Consider the following 17,415-nt stretch of genomic DNA (forward strand, 5'->3'; position numbering starts at 1 on the left):
AATCGAATCTCCTGCGAGGCAGTCTTTTGCGTAACGTCTTTTACGAGAGGTGATCCGTTGTGAAGATCCTGATAAAAGAATTGGCAAAATCCCAGTGGCAAGTCCGTCTTGACCAGCATGCGGTGACGTTCCGCAGCGAAGCAGAAGCTCGCGCTTTCACGCGTACCCTCGAAGCCCGCATCCAGGCTCCTCACCAGATTCCCATCCTCCACCCGCAGCGTGCTGCCGGCTGATTCCGGCCTCAAGCCTGGGCTTGCGCCAGCGCCCGGGCATTTTGCAAACGCCGGGTGAGCACTGCAGCGCTCACCACCAGAATTCCGCACAGGCTGATGACCATGGCCATCGGCACGGCGCTGCCATCGTGCAAAATACCCACCAGCGCGGAGGCGCCGGCCGCCACACTGAACTGCAGGCAACCGAGCAGCGCCGACGCGCTGCCGGCCCGTGCGCCCTGCCCGCTCATCGCACAGGCGGCGGCGTTGGGGCTGATGCAACCGAGGCTGGAAATACAGATGAACAATGGAATCAGCAGCGGCCACAGCTGGGCCGGATGCAGAGCGCTGACAGCGAGCAGGGTCAGACCGGCCGCGAGATAAACCCACACCGCGCGCGCCAGCAAGAAGGTCGGGCCACGTTTGGCCAGCAGCCGCGCGTTGACCTGCGCCACCAGAATGAAGCCCGCCGCATTGGTGCCGAACAACCAGCCGAAATGCTCGGCCGGAACGCCGTAGAGCTTGATGATGATGAACGGTGAACCGGCGATGTAGGCAAACATCCCGGCGATGGCGATGCCCCCGGTCAAGGCGTGGCCAAGAAATATCGGGTCGGCCAGCAGCCGACCGTACTGGCGCAGCGCGCCCGACAGCGGTTGGCGCGGTATGTGGGCCGGCAAGCTTTCCGGCAATCCCGTCGCCACCGCCAGCCCCGCCAACGCACTGAACCCGGTCAAGGCCAGGAAGATCGACTGCCAGCCTGTGGTGTTGACCAGCAACCCACCCAGTAATGGTGCAAGGATAGGCGCGAGCCCCATCACCAGCATTAACTGGGAAAAAACTTTCGCCGAGCCCACTGCATCACACTTGTCGCTGACCACCGCCCGGGAAATCACCATGCCCGCGCAGCCACCCAACGCCTGGACGAAACGCGCACCGATCAGCCACTCCAGATTCGGCGCATAGGCGCACGCCACCGAAGCGGCGGTGAACAGGCCGACACCGGTGAGCAACGGAATGCGTCGCCCGAAACGATCCGCCACCGGGCCATAGGCTAACTGACCGATGGACAAGCCGAGGAAGTAGGCCGCCAACGTCATCTGGACGTGATTTTCGTCCGTGCCAAAAGCCAGCGCCATGGCCGGGAACGCCGGCAGGTAGAAATCGATCGCCAGCGGACCGAAAGCGCTCAAGGCGCCGAGAATCAGAATGGTACGGAAGTTCATCAGGCATCCAGTGAGGCAGGAGTCGGCAGCCCGACAGTCTAGCCGCGCATGGACGCCTTGAACATTCCGGTAGCTCGCTAACTATCAAAATCAGGCCAGTTTGACGCCATACCCCTCTTCGCTGATCGCCTCGATCACTTGCTGGGCAGTCAGCGCACTTTCGACACCGACTTCTTTAGCCGCCAGATCGACCCGCACACTGGCTGCCGGGTCCCTGGCCTGCACGGCCTGAGTGATGGCCTTGACGCAGTGGCCACAGGACATGCCTTCAACGTTGAACACTTGCATGGGATGACTCCTTTTCCGAGGGTTGAGTCCAGTTTCGAGCTTGCCACCATGGCAAGGTCAAGTTCTGAAGTTAGCTGCCGGGCTGGCAATCGGCGCTACGCTCGGCCAAGCTGCGTCCATCAATGACTCGAACTCAGGAGATTCAGCCATGCGCTGGTCGGTTTTCAGCCTGTTTGGCTTTCTCAGCCTTTTCGCCGCCGTGCCTTCGGTCAATGCTGCCGGTCAGGATTATGGCGTGCTGATAATTTCCCGCGAGCGCCTGGAAGTCGCGACCAGCTGCGAGATCGGTGTGTACATCCAGGACCAATTGGCGGCACGGCTGTTTCAGGAACAAAGCACCTCGTTCAACCTGCCGCCCGGCATCGTCTCGCTGCGCCTCAAGTTGCTCCCGGGGCAGATGCCGGGTTGCAATCCGGGCATGCTCGCGCCGGGGTCGCAGGACATCCAGCTCAAGGCCGGCGATGTGCTCAAGTACCGGATCGCGATGACGCAGGAAGGGATGTACCTCAAGCGCGCCGGACTCGGCTACTGACCCACTGTACTTGTAGGAGCGAGCCTGCTCGCGATGAACGCCAACGGTAACGCTGGGTTTCTGAATGTACGCGTTGTCTGGACGTTTTTCGCGAGCAAGCTCGCTCCTACAGGGGATCAGCGGTGGGTATAAGATTGGCACTTGACCTTGCCAGCATGGCAAGGTTGATCCTGTGGTCATCTACTACAGGGAGTGCGACCGATGTCCGAATCCACCACGTTCGACCTGCCGATTGCCGGCATGACCTGCGCCAGTTGCGCCGGGCGTGTCGAGCGCGCCTTGAGCAAAGTCATTGGCGCCAGTGCTGTCAGCGTCAACCTCGCCACTGAACAGGCCCGGGTCCAGGCACCCAGCGACAGCCTGCCGGCCCTGATGGATGCCGTGGCCAAGGCCGGCTACAGCGTGCCGCAGCAAAGCCTGGAACTGAGCATCGACGGCATGACCTGCGCGTCCTGCGTCGGTCGTGTCGAGCGGGCGCTGGGCAAGGTGGCGGGCGTCAAAGGCGTCAGCGTCAACCTGGCCAACGAACGCGCCCACCTTGAACTGCTCGGCCAGGTCGATCCGCAAACCTTGATCGCGGCCGTGACCAAGGCCGGTTACACCGCCAGCGTATGGGAAGCCGAACACCCGCCGATCAACAATCAGCAAAGGCGCCTGCATCGCGAACGTCTGGCCTTGATCATGGCCATCGTCCTCGCCTTGCCGCTGGTCTTGCCGATGCTGCTGCAACCGTTCGGCGTGCACTGGATGCTCCCGGCCTGGGTGCAATTCGCCTTGGCCACGCCGGTGCAATTCATCTTCGGTGCACGGTTTTACGTCGCTGCCTGGAAAGCCGTACGCGCCGGGGCCGGCAACATGGATTTGCTGGTGGCCCTGGGCACCAGCGCCGGTTATGGCTTGAGTGTGTATGAATGGGCCACCGCCGCCGGGCGCATGCCGCACCTGTATTTCGAAGCCTCGGCGGTGGTGATCGCCCTGGTATTGCTGGGCAAGTACCTGGAAAGCCGCGCCAAGCGCCAGACCGCCAGCGCCATCCGCGCCCTCGAAGCCTTGCGCCCGGAACGGGCGATTCAGGTGCTCGATGGCCGCGAGCAGGAAGTCGCCATCAGCGCCCTGCGCCTTAATGACCTGGTGATGGTCAAACCCGGAGAGCGCTTCCCGGTCGATGGCGAAGTGATAGAAGGCCAGAGCCACGCCGATGAAGCCCTGATCAGTGGCGAGAGCCTGCCGGTGCCCAAGCAGCCCGGCGACAAAGTCACGGGCGGCGCGATCAACGGTGAAGGCCGGTTGCTGGTGCGCACCCAGGCCCTCGGTGCGGAAACCGTACTGGCACGGATCATCCGCCTGGTGGAAGACGCCCAGGCCGCAAAGGCGCCGATCCAGAAACTGGTGGATAAAGTCAGCCAGGTGTTCGTGCCCACCGTGCTGTTGATTGCCCTGGCAACCCTGATCGGCTGGTGGCTGTATGGCGCACCGATGGAAACCGCGCTGATCAACGCCGTCGCGGTGCTGGTGATCGCCTGCCCTTGCGCACTGGGCCTGGCCACGCCGACGGCGATCATGGCCGGCACCGGCGTGGCGGCACGCTACGGGATTCTGATCAAGGACGCCGAAGCCCTGGAGCGCGCCCATGAAGTCAGCTCGGTGGTGTTCGACAAGACCGGCACCCTGACCTCCGGCGCCCCGCGCATTGCTCATCTGAGTGCCATCGACGGCAATGAAGCGAGCCTGCTGCAACTGGCCGGCGCCCTGCAACGCGGCAGTGAGCATCCGCTGGCCAAGGCCGTTCTGGATGCCTGCGCCGACCGCCACTTGAAGGTGGCCGACGTCAGCGACAGCCAGTCCCTGACCGGCCGAGGCATTGCCGGCACACTGGAGGGTCGTCACCTGGCCCTGGGTAATCGTCGCCTGCTGGAGGACAGCGGCTTGAACGCCGGACCGTTGGCAGACTCGGCGATCGCGTGGGAAAAAGAAGGCCGGACCCTGTCCTGGCTGATCGAACAATCCCCCGAACCACAGGTGCTGGGCCTGTTCGCCTTCGGTGACACCCTCAAACCCGGCGCGCTGCAAGCGGTGCAGCAACTGAGCACACGGAACATCAGCAGCCACCTGCTGACCGGCGACAATCGCGGTAGCGCCAAGGTGGTGGCCGAGGCGCTGGGCATCCAGGACGTGCATGCCGAAGTGTTGCCGGCGGACAAAGCCGCCACCGTCGCCGCACTGAAAGAAACCGGAGTGGTGGCGATGGTCGGCGACGGCATCAATGACGCCCCGGCACTGGCCGCCGCCGACATCGGCATCGCCATGGGTGGCGGCACCGACGTCGCCATGCACGCGGCCGGCATCACCCTGATGCGCGGCGATCCGCGACTGGTACCAGCTGCATTGGAGATCAGCCGCAAGACCTACGCCAAGATTCGGCAGAACCTGTTCTGGGCCTTCGTCTATAACCTGATCGGCATTCCGCTGGCGGCGTTTGGCTTCCTCAATCCAGTGCTGGCCGGTGCAGCCATGGCGTTGTCGAGCGTCAGCGTGGTGAGCAATGCGCTACTGTTGAAAACCTGGAAACCCAAGGACCTGGAGGACAACCGATGAACATCGGCCAAGCGGCCCGACACAGCGGCCTTAGCGCAAAGATGATCCGTTATTACGAATCCATCGGCCTGCTCAAGGCTGCCCATCGCACCGACAGCGGTTATCGGGTGTATGGCGATGACGATCTGCACACGCTGGCGTTCATCAAGCGCTCGCGGGACCTGGGGTTTTCCCTGGAGGAAGTCGGCAAGTTGCTGACCCTCTGGCAAGACCGCCAGCGCGCCAGCGCCGATGTGAAGGCTTTGGCCCGTCAGCATATCGATGAGCTGAACCGGAAGATCCGCGAACTGGGGCAGTTGCGCGATACGTTGCAGGATCTGGTTGAGCACTGCCATGGCGACCATCGGCCGGACTGCCCGATCCTCAAGAATCTGGAATCCGGCTGCTGCACTCCCACCCTGTAGGAGCTGCCGCAGGCTGCGATCTCTTGATCTTGCTTCTAAAAAACAAAATCAAAAGATCGCAGCCTGCGGCAGCTCCTACAGAGGGCATAAAAAACCCGGCCGAAGCCGGGTTTTTCTTTAGCCGATCACTGCATCCACGGTGGAGGCGGTTCTTCGGTCTTGCCCGGCGGTGCATCGTCCGCCGCGCGTGCCGCCTGCTTGCGCTCTTCATCCAGGCGTGCGGCCTCGATTTCGCGCATGATGCCGCCCACGTCGGCCAGCTCCTCCGTGTCGGCGAACTCGCCGGTCAGGACGCTGGCCGGGTGCAAGGTGCCAGCCTCGTACAAGGCCCACATTTCCTTGGCGTATTTGGTCTTTTTCAATTCCGGCGCAAACCGCCCGAAGTAGGACGCCATGTTGCCCACGTCGCGCTCCAGCATGCTGAACGCATGGTTGTTGCCCGCCGCATCCACCGCTTGTGGCAGGTCGATGATCACCGGGCCGGTCGGCGTCAGCAACACGTTGAACTCGGACAGGTCGCCGTGCACCAGACCGGTACACAGCATCAGCACGATCTGCGAAATCAGGAACGCGTGATATTCGCGTGCCTGGTCCGGTTCCAGCACCACATCGTTCAGACGCGGCGCGGCATCACCGTACTCGTCGGCCACCAATTCCATGAGCAGCACGCCTTCAAGGAAGTCGAACGGCTTGGGCACCCGCACGCCGGCATTGGCCAGACGGAACAGCGCCGCCACTTCGGCGTTCTGCCAGGCGTCTTCGGTTTCCTTGCGGCCAAACTTGGAGCCCTTGGCCATCGCCCGGGCCTGACGGCTGTTGCGCACCTTGCGGCCTTCCTGATACTCGGCCGCCTGACGGAAACTGCGTTTATTCGCCTCCTTGTAGACTTTCGCGCAACGTAACTGGTTACCGCAGCGCACCACATAAACAGCTGCTTCTTTACCACTCATGAGTGGGCGCAGCACCTCGTCGACCAGACCGTCCTCGATCAGGGGTTCAATGCGTTTTGGAGTCTTCATCAGCTTTTATTGTGGGTCCTTTATTACCAAACACGCGAAAGTCATTCGTTATACGGCAATCCACTCACGGGGGGGAGGGGTTGCCGACTTATGAACATTGCACAAGCACACAATGTGCCGATTTCCACAGGTAAAACCGACGACCGCCACGGGCCGCTCCGGATCATAGCCGAGCCTGCACCACTTGTTGTGCAAGGACATTGAGGGCAATTGCGACAGAAGCTGACACCACCTCTCAAGCCTTCCGTAGGATTTTTCTCAACAGGCCTCAATTTCCGCCGACAACAGCCGAAGTCCTTAGTGACAAAGTGATTTGTCCGACAATCGCTGCCACAACAAAAGCGATGCCGCACTCAGGGACCCGGGTTGACCAAGAACGATTACGGCTGCCAATAAACCGCGAGTCATCTGCACTGCGTGGGCCTACAAGAAAATCTGGAGCGCGGATGAACATCAAACAGAAGTTGACCTGGGCGTTTGCAATCATCGCCTGCCTGCCCGTGGTGCTGGTCGCCACCCTCGTTGTGCTGAACCTGCGCAGTGATGCCAGAGACGAATTTATCGACGGCAGTGCCCGCGAGATTCGTCAGGTCAGCAACGCCATGCAATTGTTCTTTGACGGCATCAGCCAGAACGTCGATTACCTGGCCAAGCAGCCGTTGATCCGAAACTCCGACGACAGCCTCAAGACTTACATGGCTGCCAACGCCGAGAGCGTTCCCCAGGGCGAGATGGACAAGAAAGTCTTCACCTTGCTCCAGGACCTGGGCAACAGCCACCCGGCCTACGCCTATGCCATCCTCGGCACGGCGGCGGGCGGCTACGTGTCGTGGCCGGATGATCCGAAACTGAGCAACTACGACCCGCGCCAGCGCCCCTGGTACAAGGCCGCCCAGGCCAAACCGGGCAAGCCGTTCCGCACCGAGGCCTACTACTGGGCCCAGGACGACGCGACCTACGTCAGCACCGTGCGCACCATCGACAACAAGCTGGGCACCAACGGTGGCGTGGTCAGCATCGACGTGACGCTCAAGCAGCTCACTGAAATCGTGAAACAGATCAAGCTCGGCGAAACCGGCTACCTGATGCTGCTGGAAAACACCGGCACGGTCCTGGTGGATCCGAAACAACCGGAACACAACTTCAAACCGCTGAACAGCCTGGGCGAGGGCTACGCGCAACTGGCCAAGGCCGGCAAGGGCCTGGTGGAAGTGGAGTTGAACGGCGAGCGCTACATGGCCAACGTCTGGCCGTCGGAGCAACTGGGCTGGACCTTCATCGGCCTGATCAAACAGAACGACGTGATGAGCTCCGCGACCCAGTTGACCTGGTTGATCGCCATCATCGCCGCCGTCCTGGCCGTCATCTTCGCCATCGTCGGCGCCAGTTTTGCCAGCCTCATCGTGCGTCCGATCCGCAGCGTGGCCAGCGGCCTGGAAGGCATCGCCCAAGGTGAAGGCGACCTGACCCAGAACCTGCAAATCCGTGGCAACGACGAAACCGCGCAGTTGGCCAACTGGTTCAACCAGTTCCTGACCGCGATTCGCAACCTGATCCAGAACATCGGCGGCGCAGCGGGCAAGATCCTCGCCACGTCCAAGAGTTCGACCCAGGTCTCCAGCGACATGGCCGAAGCCGCCGGACGCCAGCGTGAAGCGGTGGACATGGTGTCCACGGCGTTCCACGAAATGGTCGCCACCGCCAACGAAGTCGCACGCTCTTGCAGCCAGGCGGCGGAATCCGCCGACAGTGGCCAGCGCCAGGCACGCGAAGGTCAGCAACAGATCGATGCGGCCGTGAACAGCGTGGATCGCCTGAGCCAGGAAATCGAACAGTCGGCCCAGTCGATGCAACAACTGGAGCGCGACAGCAATGACATTCAGTCGATCCTCGGGACCATCCGTTCGATCGCCGAACAGACCAACCTGCTGGCGCTGAACGCCGCGATCGAAGCGGCACGGGCCGGTGAACAGGGTCGCGGCTTTGCCGTGGTGGCCGACGAAGTACGGGCCCTGGCCAAGCGCACGGCCGACTCCACGGCGGAAATCGACGGGCTGCTGGGCAACCTGGCCAAACGCACCAGCCAGGTGACCCAACAGATGCACGCCAGCCTGGAAGTGTCCCAGCAATCGGTGACGCGCATCGGTGAGGCGCGCAACAGCTTCGGGCAGATTCGCGAGTCGGTGGACGTGATCCGTGACATGAACACCCAGATCGCCACGGCGGCGGAACAACAGCATCAAGTGGCCGAAGACATCAACCGGCACATCAGCCAGATCCATGGCGATGCGCAACTGGTGGCGGAACTGGCCAACTCGGCACGCCTGGACTCCCAGAGCCTGGCCGGGCTGTCGAACGAGCTGGACGGGCTGGTGCGCAGGTTCCGGACCTGAAAATCAAAAGATAAAAGATCGCAGCCTGCGGCAGCTCCTACACCTACCCTGTAGGAGCTGCCGCAGGCTGCGATCTTTTGTGCATCAACGCTCGATAATCGCTGTAACCCCCTGCCCGCCCGCCGCGCAAATCGAAATCAGCCCTCGCCCCTTGCCCGCCGCATCCAGCAACTTCGCCAGGTTGGCGACGATGCGCCCACCGGTGGCGGCAAACGGATGCCCTGCCGCCAGTGAACTGCCCTTGACGTTGAGCCGACTGCGGTCAATCGAGCCCAAGGGTGCATCGAGCCCGAGACGGGTTTTGCAGTACTGCGGATCTTCCCAGGCCTTCAATGTGCACAGCACCTGCGCGGCGAAGGCTTCGTGGATTTCGTAGTAGTCGAAGTCCTGCAGGGTCAGGCCATTGCGCGCGAGCAAGCGCGGCACGGCGTAGACCGGCGCCATCAACAACCCTTCGGCACCGTTGACGAAATCCACCGCCGCCGCCTCGCCGTCACGCCAGTAGGCAAGAATCGGCAACCCTCGCGCCTGCGCCCATTCCTCGCTGCCCAGCAGCACCAGTGACGCCCCGTCGGTCAGCGGCGTGGAGTTGCCCGCGGTCAGGGTGCCCTTGGCGCTTTTCTCGTAGGCCGGCTTGAGTGCGGCGAGCTTTTCCAGGGTCGAATCCGGGCGCAGGTTGTTGTCTCGGGTGAGTCCCAGGAACGGCGTCATCAGATCGTTGTGCCAGCCTTCGGCGTAGGACGCCGCCAGCTTCTGATGGCTCTCAAGCGCCAATTGATCCTGGGCTTCGCGAGGGATGTTCCAGGTCTGGGCCATCAGTTCGCAGTGCTGCCCCATGGACAACCCCGTGCGCGGCTCACCGTTGCGCGGGAACTCGGGGATCAGATGTTTGGGGCGCAATTGCAGGAAGGTCTTCAGTTTGTCGCCGGTGGTTTTCGCGCGATTGGCTTGCAGGAGGATTTTGCGCAGTCCTTCGCTGACGCTGATCGGTGCATCCGAGGTGGTGTCCACGCCACCGGCGATGCCGCAATCGATCTGGCCCAGGGCAATCTTGTTCGCCACCAGCAACGCCGCTTCCAGCCCGGTGCCGCACGCCTGCTGGATGTCATAGGCCGGGGTAGCGGGCGACAACCGCGAGCCGAGCACGCACTCGCGTGTGAGGTTCATGTCCCGCGCCAACTTGAGCACGGCCCCGGCGACCACTTCGCCGATGCGCTGGCCATGCAGGTTGTAGCGCTCGATCAGGCCTTCGAGGGCAGCGGTGAGCATCACCTGGTTACTGGCCGTGGCGTAGGGGCCGTTGGAGCGGGCGAAAGGAATCCGGTTACCGCCGATGATCGCGACGCGGCGCAGCTGGGTCATAAGAACTCCTGATGAAAAAGGAAATTGAAACTACCCCTGTAGGAGCTGCCGAAGGCTGCGATCTTTTGACTTGGCTTTTTGGAATCAAGATCAAAAGATCGCAGCCTTCGGCAGCTCCTACAATGACCAAGCGTAGGCCTTATCTCGTGGATCGAACGACTGATCGCCATTCATGGTCCACACTTTGAACCCCAGCTTTCGGAGCGCGTTCCATGTCTGACCGCTATATCGACTTCGCCAATTCATCCATCGGCCATCGCCTGGTCGGTGCCCTGGGGTTGCCGACACCGACTCGACTGGAGCGCTGGCAGGCAGGCCGGCTGCGGCCCGTGGAAGGTGCGTTGCTGATCGGCGGCGGGCCATTGGCGGAACACGTCAGCGCCTTCGCCAACCGCCTGACCGACGCGATCTACAGCTACGGCACCGAGCCTTCGATGGCCACGGCCTGGATTCCCGGCCATGGACCGAAACTCAAGGCCGTGGTGTTCGACGCCAGTGACCTGCTGCACACCGATCAGCTCAAGCAACTGCGCGAGTTTTTCCAGCCGCTGATGAAGAACCTGGATCACTGTGCGCACCTGGTGATTCTCGGACGCGATCCGCAAACCCTGCGTGACCCGTTCGCCGCCAGCGCGCAGCGTGCCCTGGAAGGTTTCAGCCGTTCCCTGGCCAAGGAATTGCGCAGCGGTGGCACCCTGCAATTGATCTACGTCGGCGAAGGGGCCGAGGCGCAACTGGAAGGCCCGCTGCGGTTTTTCCTCTCGCCGAAAAGCGCCTTCGTGTCCGGGCAGGTCATTCGCCTGAATCCGTGCTCGACGCCCGTCAGCGACTGGACGCGCCCGCTCGCCGGGCGCAAGGCACTGGTTACCGGCGCAGCACGCGGCATTGGTGCCGCCATCGCCGAAACCCTGGCCCGTGACGGTGCCGACGTCATCCTGCTCGATGTGCCGGCGGCCAAAACCGACCTCGATGCCCTCGCCGCACGCCTCGGCGGGCGCAGCATCAGCCTCGACATCTGCGCCGAAGACGCCGCCGCGCAGTTGATCGAACAATTGCCCGAAGGCCTCGACATCGTGGTGCACAACGCCGGCATCACCCGCGATAAAACCCTGGCCAACATGACCCCGGACTTCTGGGACGCCGTACTGGCCGTCAACCTCAACGCACCGCAAGTGCTGACCAAAGCTCTGCTCGATAGCGGCGCCCTGCACGACAACGCCCGGGTGATTCTGCTGGCCTCCATCAGCGGCATCGCCGGCAATCGCGGGCAAACCAACTACGCAGCGAGCAAGGCCGGACTCATTGGCCTGGCACAAGCCTGGGCCCCGCTGCTCACCGAACGTGGCATCAGCATCAACGCCGTGGCACCCGGATTCATCGAAACACAAATGACCGCGCACATACCCTTCGGCCTGCGCGAAGCCGGACGGCGCATGAGTTCCCTCGGCCAAGGAGGTCTGCCACAGGACGTCGCCGAAGCCGTGGCCTGGCTCGCGCAACCCGGCACTGGCGCATTCACCGGGCAAGCGTTGCGCGTATGCGGGCAAAGCGTTCTGGGGGCTTGAGGATGATCACCGACTGGCACACTCTCAACCGCGAACCCAGCCTCCCGGGGTTGTATGCACGAGCGGCGACACGGCGAAAAATCACCGGCACTACCCTGCCCGATTCGGGTTTACGCTGCTGGGTCGACGTCGATCTCGAACGCCTGGCGGCCTATCGCAAGGTCTGTGGCTTCGCTGACAACGGCCTGCTGCCGCCGACCTATCCGCATATCCTCGGCTTTGCCTTGCAGATGCGATTGCTCACAGCCAGGGACTTCCCGTTCCCGCTGCTGGGCCTGATTCACCTGAGCAATCAAATTCGTCTGCTACGCCCCATGGGCGGGGTGAATCGGGCGCGAGTCAACGTGCAGGTGCAGAACCTGCAACCCCACGCCAAAGGCGCGACGTTCGACTTGCTGACCACCCTCAACGATCAACTGGGGCCGTTGTGGGAGGCACAAAGCCGGATGCTCTGCCGCGGCGTCAAACTCGAGGGCGAACCGCTTGAGGAGAACCTGGTAACGAGTCTGGACATGAAAGAAGTCGAGCACTGGAAAGCGCCCTCGGACATCGGCCGGCAATACGCCAAGGTGTCCGGCGACTACAACCCGATCCACCTGAGCGCGGCCAGCGCCCGACTCTTCGGTTTCCCGACCGCCATCGCCCATGGCTTGTGGAACAAGGCGCGCACACTGGCGGCACTGGCCGGGCATCTGCCTGTGGCGAAGGTCGAGATCGCGGTGCAGTTCAAGAAGCCGGTACGGCTGCCCAGTGAGGTGACGTTGCTGGCCAGCGAGGCGGGGGCGAGCGGGGACTTTCAGTTGGTGGGTGTCGGAGAGCTGGAGCACATGGTCGGGCATTGGCGGCCGGTGGCCTGATAAGCTTGCTCCTACCTTTGATTTTGGCCATGTCGAAAGGGTGGAAGATCAAGATCAAAAGATCGCAGCCTGCGGCAGCTCCTACAGGCCGAGCGTTAGCTCGCCTGCAGCTTTTGATCTTGATCCACCCGCCCCCTCGGCAGGCTGAGCGCAGGTGTTCATCCGGGGATGGGCGCGCAGCGCCGTTCGACGCAGTCGAACTCATTGCATGTAGGTCGAAGCGAAGCCGACCGGAGGGCAATGCCCCCGGATGAATACCGGAGCGAAGGAACCCCGAGCCTAAGCGAGGGGCCGTACGTCAGGGGCGAGACCTTTTGGTTACTTTTGGGGCGTTTGCCAAAAGGGACTCGCCGTAAGGGCGAAACCGTAAGCCGCCGTTACCGCAGAAATGGATATGTACTCAACTCACCCCTTGACCAAATAAACCTGCGGCAACGGAAACAGATTATTCAACGTCTCCAACAACCGCACGTGATAAATCGGCTTGCGAAAAAGATCCAGCACCTGCAAACGCAACATATCACTGACATCATCCATGCCCGCATGCCCCGACATCACAATCACCGGCAAATGCTCGCGAGACGTATGCTCGCGCAACCGCCTGATCAACGACATGCCGCTCTCCTCCGGCATGCGCAAATCAGTGATCACCAAAGCGATATCGGGGTGCCGGGTCAGATGCTGCAGCGCAAGCTTGACCGAAGTGGCGGTAAAACAATTGAACCCCTCACCCTCCAGCAACTCCGCCAACTCAAGCAATGCGTCCTCTTCGTCATCCACCAGAAGCAACTGTTGGCGTGGCTGTGCGTGAGCGTTCATGAGGTGACACCTGCAAGGGACGAAGCGCTGACGTTAGTACCCGATTTCAGCATTTCCGATGCCTTAATCAGGAACCAGGGACCAGTGCCGTCGAGATATTGCCGAACACCGTCGTAATATCATCCCCAATTCCCGAACTGAGCCCGGCGAGCACCACCGCGACCATGGCGGCAATGATCGCGTACTCGATACCGGACGCACCCTCGGTATCCCTTGCCAGGCCCTTGTAAAAAACGATCCCGGATTTGACCTTCTCAACAAGCTTGGAAAAAGACATGACATTTCTCCTGGACGACGACGGGTGTTGCACGGACGCAACATGATTCCCCAGTGCCAGCACCAGCATTGTCGGCATTCCCCGGCCCAACAACTGTAAATACGCATTAACACTAAAGTATTAACCGTTTCGTTGACGTCAAAAACGGGTCGTTTTATCGCAACTTTGCACTTTCGTTAGATATTTCCCCCCGCGCTAATGGCATTTTGCTCTACCTGCGCTACGGTCAAATAGCGAAATAGTTCCATGTTCATAGCTGCCTGATTGCGAAGTTGTCTCGTCGGACTTGACGGGGTTTGCGCAGCAGGAAAGGGAGAGCCTTCATGAACAGCCGTGTCACTCTGGGTCTCGCCGGATTGTTTCTGGTCGGTGCCATCATTACCGGTTACTGGGGACTCACATTGAGTCGTCAACCGGCCCCCGAGGTCGTTGCCCAATCCACCGTCAATGCACCGCTGGCCATCGCACAGGCGCCACTGTCGACAAATGACCCGACCCGCCATCCCGTGGTCGTGCTGGTCAACGATGTCGCGCCCTATACGCCGATCACCGCCGCCGATGTCGTGCTGGAACAGTTGCACACCGCCCCGGCCGGCAGCCTCACCAACCTCGACCAGGCGATTGGCCGCACCCCGTGGCGCGCCCTCAGCGCCGGCAGCTGGCTCAACGACGAAAGCTTCGAAGCCGGCAGCAAGCTGTCGCGGATGATCCGCCCCAATGAACGCGCCCTGGCGGTCGCCACGGACGAAGTGGTCATTGTCGGCGGGCAACTGACGCCGGGCGACTATGTGGATGTGCTGCTGTTCCTGCGCATGGACACCCTCAATCCGCAGCCAACGGCCCAACTCGTGGTGCCGGCCTTGCGGGTGCTCGGGGTCGGCGAGCAGTTGGGGTTGACCAACGACGGCCAGCCTTCCAGCCCGGCACGCAACGCCGAGGAAAAACTCAAACAGGATCAATCGCGCGCCGCAGCCAGGACCGTGTTGCTAGCCGTTCCTGAACAACTGGTGAGCCGCCTGATGCTCGCGACCCAGGCCGGCGTGCTGCGCCTGGCTGTGCGCAGCGCCGATGAGAAACGCCTGGCGCGCTACTGGGCCGGCGAAAGCAACTCTGCCGCCAACCTGGCCAATGCCAACCGCGAGTTGTTGCAATTCAGCCAGCTGGCCATGACCGGCCCACCCAAACCTGTCACCACCAGCCCTGGCGCCGCGCCGCGCAAGCAGAGCGTAGAAGTCATTCGCGGTAACGAGATCACTCAACAAACACCCTGAGTCGAGCAAGGATGCCTTTCCATGCGCAGACCTCTTACGCCATTGTTCAACGGCTTGATCCGGGCCACTTTGCCCGGCGGCCTGCCGGCAAGTGCGATATCACGTAGCGAGTTATCGCAATGAGCCAGAACCTGAGTCAAACCTTCCTCGCGATCACGCGTAACAGCACCGACCTGGAATGGCTGCAAGGCGCCCTTGCGCCCTTGGGCCAGGTGGTCAGCGCCGGTGGCGGCAGTCTCGACGAACTGTTGGCACTGGTGGACGTGACCTGCGCCAGCCTGGTGTTCATCGGCCTGGACCGCGACCACGTGGTCACCCAAAGCGCGCTGATCGAAAGCGCGCTGGAAGCCAAGCCGATGCTGGCGATCGTCGCGCTGGGCGACGGCATGGACAACCAGCTTGTACTCAATGCGATGCGCGCCGGAGCCAGGGATTTCGTGGCCTATGGTTCACGCTCAAGTGAAGTCGCGGGGCTGGTGCGACGCCTGAGCAAACGCCTGCCCGCTGTCGCGCCGAACACGCACCTGGGCCGCCTGACCGTGCTGTATGGCGTGCAGAGCAGCGCCGACGGCGCGTTGCTGGCCACGCACATGGCGCAAGTGGTGCAAAAAAGCGGACAGCACACGCTGCTGTTGGACCTTGGACTGCCCCGGGGCGATAGCCTGGCGCTGCTGGGCCTGGAAAGCTCGTTTCATTTCGGCGACGCATTGCGCCACTTGCGACGCCTGGACGCAACGCTGATCGACAGCGCCTTCACCAGTTGCGAAGCCGGACTGCGCATCCTTGCCTACGCCAGTGGCGATGAACCGCTGGAGCACACCAGTGCCGCCGAGCTGTACATGTTGCTCAGCGCCCTGCGCCAACACTTCCAGCACATCGTGGTAAACCTCACCGGCCAACCCGACAGTGAAGCGCTGCGCACCTTCGTCAGCCATTGCGACAAACTGCTGTGGTACACCGATCAGAACGTGCTCGACTGCCGTCGCAACCTCACGGTGCTCAACTTGTGGCGCGAAAAAGGCATGAAGCTCGATCACGCCAAACTGCTCGTGGACCGCTACCTGCGCAACGTCGCACCGGACTCCGATACCCTGGGCAAGACCTTCGGCCTGGAGATCATCGCCACCCTCGCCTACAGCCCGGAAGTGCGGCTCAACGCCAAGAACCAGGGCCTGACCTTGTTCGAACTGGCCCCGCGCGAGGGACTCACCCAGAGTCTGCGCGCACTCGGCGAGCGCCTGGCCAGGCACTCCGAAGGCCTGGTCAAACCCAAGACCGGCTGGTTCAACCGTTTGAGGGGCGCACAATGAGCAGTGAAAAACTCTTCGGCTCCCCCCATCGCGGCGCGGTCGGCAATACCGACCACGAAGGCCTGAAACTGGTGCTGCACCGCTACATCATCGACGCTATCGAAGAGTCGGGGAAAAACCTGCTGGAGGGCACGCGCCAGGCGCTGTCGCAATTCGTGATCGACAAGGTGGCCGAGTACATCGCGCGCTTGCACCTGGCGATTTCCCGCTATGAGATGGAGCGTCTGGCCGAGGAGATCGTCGACGAGCTCACCGGTTTCGGCCCGTTGGAAGTACTGCTGCGCGACCCGGCGGTGACCGAGATTCTGGTCAACGGTCCACACCGGGTATTTGTCGAACGCGAAGGCTTGCTGCATCTGAGTGACTTGCGTTTTATCGATTCGCACCACGTCGAACGTGTCATGCAACGAATTCTCGCGCCCCTGGGCCGACGGCTCGACGAGTCTTCGCCCATGGTCGACGCGCGCCTGCCGGACGGCAGCCGGGTCAACGCCATCATTCCGCCGATAGCCCTCGATGGTCCGTGCCTGTCGATCCGCAAGTTCCGCCAAGACATGCTCAAAAGCTCTGACCTGGTGGCGATGCAAACCATCGATCACGCGATCTTCGAATTCATTCAGGAAGCCGTGGGCAAACGTTGCAACATCCTGATCAGCGGCGGCACCGGCACCGGCAAGACCACGCTGCTGAACATTCTCAGCCAGTTGATCAACCCTCAGGAACGCCTGGTCACCATCGAAGATGTCGCCGAACTGCAACTGGGCCACCCTCACGTCGTGCGCCTGGAAACCCGTCCACCGAATGCCGAAGGCCATGGCGAAGTAAAAGCCAGCGACCTTATTCGCAACGCCCTGCGGATGCGCCCGGACCGGATCATCCTCGGCGAGATTCGCGGCGTCGAAGTGGTCGATGTGTTGACGGCGATGAACACCGGCCACGATGGCTCGATGAGTACCGTACACGCCAACAACGCCCAGGATGCGCTGCTGCGCCTGGAGACCCTGGTGGGCCTGACCGGCCGCAGCATCGCCGAGCGCACCCTGCGGCAGATGATCTGCGCAGCGCTCGACGTGGTCATCCAGCTCACGCGCATGCCCGACGGCCGCCGCTGTGTCAGCGAAGTGGTGGAAGTCGTGGGTGTGCGCGACGACGTGTATGTCACCAACACGCTGTTCCGTTTCGACCGCCACACCGGGTTTGGTTTCCTGCGCGAAGCCGTGAACCCGGCTGGCGACAAATTGCGCCGGGACTCGGCGCTGTCTCCCTCGGCGTACTGAGGTCACGG

16 protein-coding genes and 1 pseudogene are annotated in these 17,415 nt (G+C 62.1%); 11 read left to right on the forward strand and 6 right to left on the reverse strand.

Features of this window, described 5'->3' with window-relative positions:
* The first annotated feature begins 59 nt into the window (after positions 1 to 59).
* Complete coding sequence (locus KW846_RS14600) at positions 60 to 233, forward strand: hypothetical protein (RefSeq protein ID WP_007971850.1); 174 nt, start codon at positions 60 to 62, stop codon at positions 231 to 233.
* An 8-nt stretch (positions 234 to 241) separates the two neighbouring features.
* Here KW846_RS14600 and KW846_RS14605 read toward each other — a convergent pair whose 3' ends face one another.
* Positions 242 to 1,438 (reverse strand): multidrug effflux MFS transporter, encoded by a 1,197-nt coding sequence (locus KW846_RS14605; protein WP_218483012.1) that lies wholly within the window; start codon positions 1,436 to 1,438, stop codon positions 242 to 244.
* A 90-nt stretch (positions 1,439 to 1,528) separates the two neighbouring features.
* Entirely contained in the window at positions 1,529 to 1,726 is a 198-nt protein-coding gene (locus KW846_RS14610) for a cation transporter (protein ID WP_007971846.1), read from the reverse strand.
* Between the two features lie 148 nt (positions 1,727 to 1,874).
* Between KW846_RS14610 and KW846_RS14615 the strand changes: the two genes are divergently transcribed.
* The 3 genes from KW846_RS14615 (at position 1,875) to cueR (ending at position 5,257) form a co-directional block, all read left to right on the forward strand.
* Entirely contained in the window at positions 1,875 to 2,258 is a 384-nt protein-coding gene (locus KW846_RS14615) for a hypothetical protein (protein WP_102702253.1), read from the forward strand.
* Between the two features lie 201 nt (positions 2,259 to 2,459).
* Complete coding sequence (locus KW846_RS14620) at positions 2,460 to 4,853, forward strand: heavy metal translocating P-type ATPase (protein ID WP_218483015.1); 2,394 nt, start codon at positions 2,460 to 2,462, stop codon at positions 4,851 to 4,853.
* Positions 4,850 to 5,257: a Cu(I)-responsive transcriptional regulator gene (gene cueR / locus KW846_RS14625; RefSeq protein ID WP_116582417.1), complete on the forward strand. Its 408-nt coding sequence runs from the start codon at positions 4,850 to 4,852 to the stop codon at positions 5,255 to 5,257. The genes KW846_RS14620 and cueR overlap by 4 nt, the downstream gene beginning before the upstream one ends.
* 125 nt (positions 5,258 to 5,382) lie before the next feature.
* On the opposite strand, the gene KW846_RS14630 is transcribed toward cueR, so the two are convergent.
* Positions 5,383 to 6,276, reverse strand: coding sequence for a PA4780 family RIO1-like protein kinase (locus KW846_RS14630; protein ID WP_015093327.1), 894 nt, complete (start codon positions 6,274 to 6,276; stop codon positions 5,383 to 5,385).
* 446 nt (positions 6,277 to 6,722) lie between these two features.
* Here KW846_RS14630 and KW846_RS30455 point away from each other — a divergent pair.
* Together KW846_RS30455 and KW846_RS30460 are read left to right on the forward strand one after the other, a co-directional pair.
* Positions 6,723 to 7,811: pseudogene (locus KW846_RS30455) on the forward strand (cache domain-containing protein); the annotation flags it as partial.
* Between the two features lie 129 nt (positions 7,812 to 7,940).
* On the forward strand, positions 7,941 to 8,669 hold the full coding sequence (locus KW846_RS30460; protein WP_371317838.1) for a methyl-accepting chemotaxis protein: 729 nt from the start codon (positions 7,941 to 7,943) through the stop codon (positions 8,667 to 8,669).
* A gap of 84 nt (positions 8,670 to 8,753) precedes the next feature.
* Here the strand turns inward: KW846_RS30460 and KW846_RS14640 are convergent, their stop codons facing one another.
* Positions 8,754 to 10,031, reverse strand: a complete 1,278-nt coding sequence (locus tag KW846_RS14640) for an acetyl-CoA C-acetyltransferase (protein WP_218483020.1) — start codon at positions 10,029 to 10,031, stop codon at positions 8,754 to 8,756.
* 212 nt (positions 10,032 to 10,243) lie between these two features.
* Here KW846_RS14640 and KW846_RS14645 point away from each other — a divergent pair, with 212 nt between their 5' ends.
* On the forward strand, positions 10,244 to 11,596 hold the full coding sequence (locus KW846_RS14645) for a 3-oxoacyl-ACP reductase (RefSeq protein ID WP_218483023.1): 1,353 nt from the start codon (positions 10,244 to 10,246) through the stop codon (positions 11,594 to 11,596).
* A gap of 2 nt (positions 11,597 to 11,598) precedes the next feature.
* Positions 11,599 to 12,453 (forward strand): MaoC/PaaZ C-terminal domain-containing protein, encoded by an 855-nt coding sequence (locus KW846_RS14650; protein WP_218483025.1) that lies wholly within the window; start codon positions 11,599 to 11,601, stop codon positions 12,451 to 12,453.
* 405 nt (positions 12,454 to 12,858) lie between these two features.
* Here the strand turns inward: KW846_RS14650 and KW846_RS14655 are convergent, their stop codons facing one another.
* Positions 12,859 to 13,272: a response regulator gene (locus tag KW846_RS14655; RefSeq protein WP_007980910.1), complete on the reverse strand. Its 414-nt coding sequence runs from the start codon at positions 13,270 to 13,272 to the stop codon at positions 12,859 to 12,861.
* A 67-nt stretch (positions 13,273 to 13,339) separates the two neighbouring features.
* Positions 13,340 to 13,549: a Flp family type IVb pilin gene (locus KW846_RS14660; protein WP_218483027.1), complete on the reverse strand. Its 210-nt coding sequence runs from the start codon at positions 13,547 to 13,549 to the stop codon at positions 13,340 to 13,342.
* 323 nt (positions 13,550 to 13,872) lie between these two features.
* Here KW846_RS14660 and cpaB point away from each other — a divergent pair, with 323 nt between their 5' ends.
* The 3 genes from cpaB (at position 13,873) to KW846_RS14675 (ending at position 17,407) form a co-directional block, all read left to right on the forward strand.
* Positions 13,873 to 14,820 (forward strand): Flp pilus assembly protein CpaB, encoded by a 948-nt coding sequence (cpaB, locus tag KW846_RS14665; protein WP_218483028.1) that lies wholly within the window; start codon positions 13,873 to 13,875, stop codon positions 14,818 to 14,820.
* A gap of 119 nt (positions 14,821 to 14,939) precedes the next feature.
* The gene (locus KW846_RS14670; RefSeq protein ID WP_218483031.1) at positions 14,940 to 16,130 is read left to right on the forward strand and encodes a pilus assembly protein; all 1,191 of its coding nucleotides are present in this window, start codon (positions 14,940 to 14,942) and stop codon (positions 16,128 to 16,130) included.
* Positions 16,127 to 17,407: a CpaF family protein gene (locus tag KW846_RS14675; protein WP_007980918.1), complete on the forward strand. Its 1,281-nt coding sequence runs from the start codon at positions 16,127 to 16,129 to the stop codon at positions 17,405 to 17,407. The genes KW846_RS14670 and KW846_RS14675 overlap by 4 nt, the downstream gene beginning before the upstream one ends.
* Positions 17,408 to 17,415: the final 8 nt, after the last annotated feature.

This window comes from Pseudomonas sp. PDM32 (genome assembly GCF_019219225.1).
Lineage (GTDB): Bacteria > Pseudomonadota > Gammaproteobacteria > Pseudomonadales > Pseudomonadaceae > Aquipseudomonas > Aquipseudomonas laurylsulfatiphila.

Bases quoted from the DNA above. Each gene is read 5' to 3' on its own strand.
- KW846_RS14620 (WP_218483015.1), top strand. From the start codon at position 2,460: ATGTCCGAATCCACCACGTTCGACCTGCCGATTGCCGGCATGACCTGC.
- KW846_RS14655 (WP_007980910.1), bottom strand. From the start codon at position 13,272: ATGAACGCTCACGCACAGCCACGCCAACAGTTGCTTCTGGTGGATGAC.
- KW846_RS14660 (WP_218483027.1), bottom strand. From the start codon at position 13,549: ATGTCTTTTTCCAAGCTTGTTGAGAAGGTCAAATCCGGGATCGTTTTT.
- KW846_RS14615 (WP_102702253.1), top strand. From the start codon at position 1,875: ATGCGCTGGTCGGTTTTCAGCCTGTTTGGCTTTCTCAGCCTTTTCGCC.
- KW846_RS14630 (WP_015093327.1), bottom strand. From the start codon at position 6,276: ATGAAGACTCCAAAACGCATTGAACCCCTGATCGAGGACGGTCTGGTC.
- cueR (WP_116582417.1), top strand. From the start codon at position 4,850: ATGAACATCGGCCAAGCGGCCCGACACAGCGGCCTTAGCGCAAAGATG.
- KW846_RS14605 (WP_218483012.1), bottom strand. From the start codon at position 1,438: ATGAACTTCCGTACCATTCTGATTCTCGGCGCCTTGAGCGCTTTCGGT.
- KW846_RS14645 (WP_218483023.1), top strand. From the start codon at position 10,244: ATGTCTGACCGCTATATCGACTTCGCCAATTCATCCATCGGCCATCGC.
- cpaB (WP_218483028.1), top strand. From the start codon at position 13,873: ATGAACAGCCGTGTCACTCTGGGTCTCGCCGGATTGTTTCTGGTCGGT.
- KW846_RS14670 (WP_218483031.1), top strand. From the start codon at position 14,940: ATGAGCCAGAACCTGAGTCAAACCTTCCTCGCGATCACGCGTAACAGC.
- KW846_RS14675 (WP_007980918.1), top strand. From the start codon at position 16,127: ATGAGCAGTGAAAAACTCTTCGGCTCCCCCCATCGCGGCGCGGTCGGC.
- KW846_RS14610 (WP_007971846.1), bottom strand. From the start codon at position 1,726: ATGCAAGTGTTCAACGTTGAAGGCATGTCCTGTGGCCACTGCGTCAAG.
- KW846_RS14640 (WP_218483020.1), bottom strand. From the start codon at position 10,031: ATGACCCAGCTGCGCCGCGTCGCGATCATCGGCGGTAACCGGATTCCT.
- KW846_RS30460 (WP_371317838.1), top strand. From the start codon at position 7,941: ATGGTGTCCACGGCGTTCCACGAAATGGTCGCCACCGCCAACGAAGTC.
- KW846_RS14650 (WP_218483025.1), top strand. From the start codon at position 11,599: ATGATCACCGACTGGCACACTCTCAACCGCGAACCCAGCCTCCCGGGG.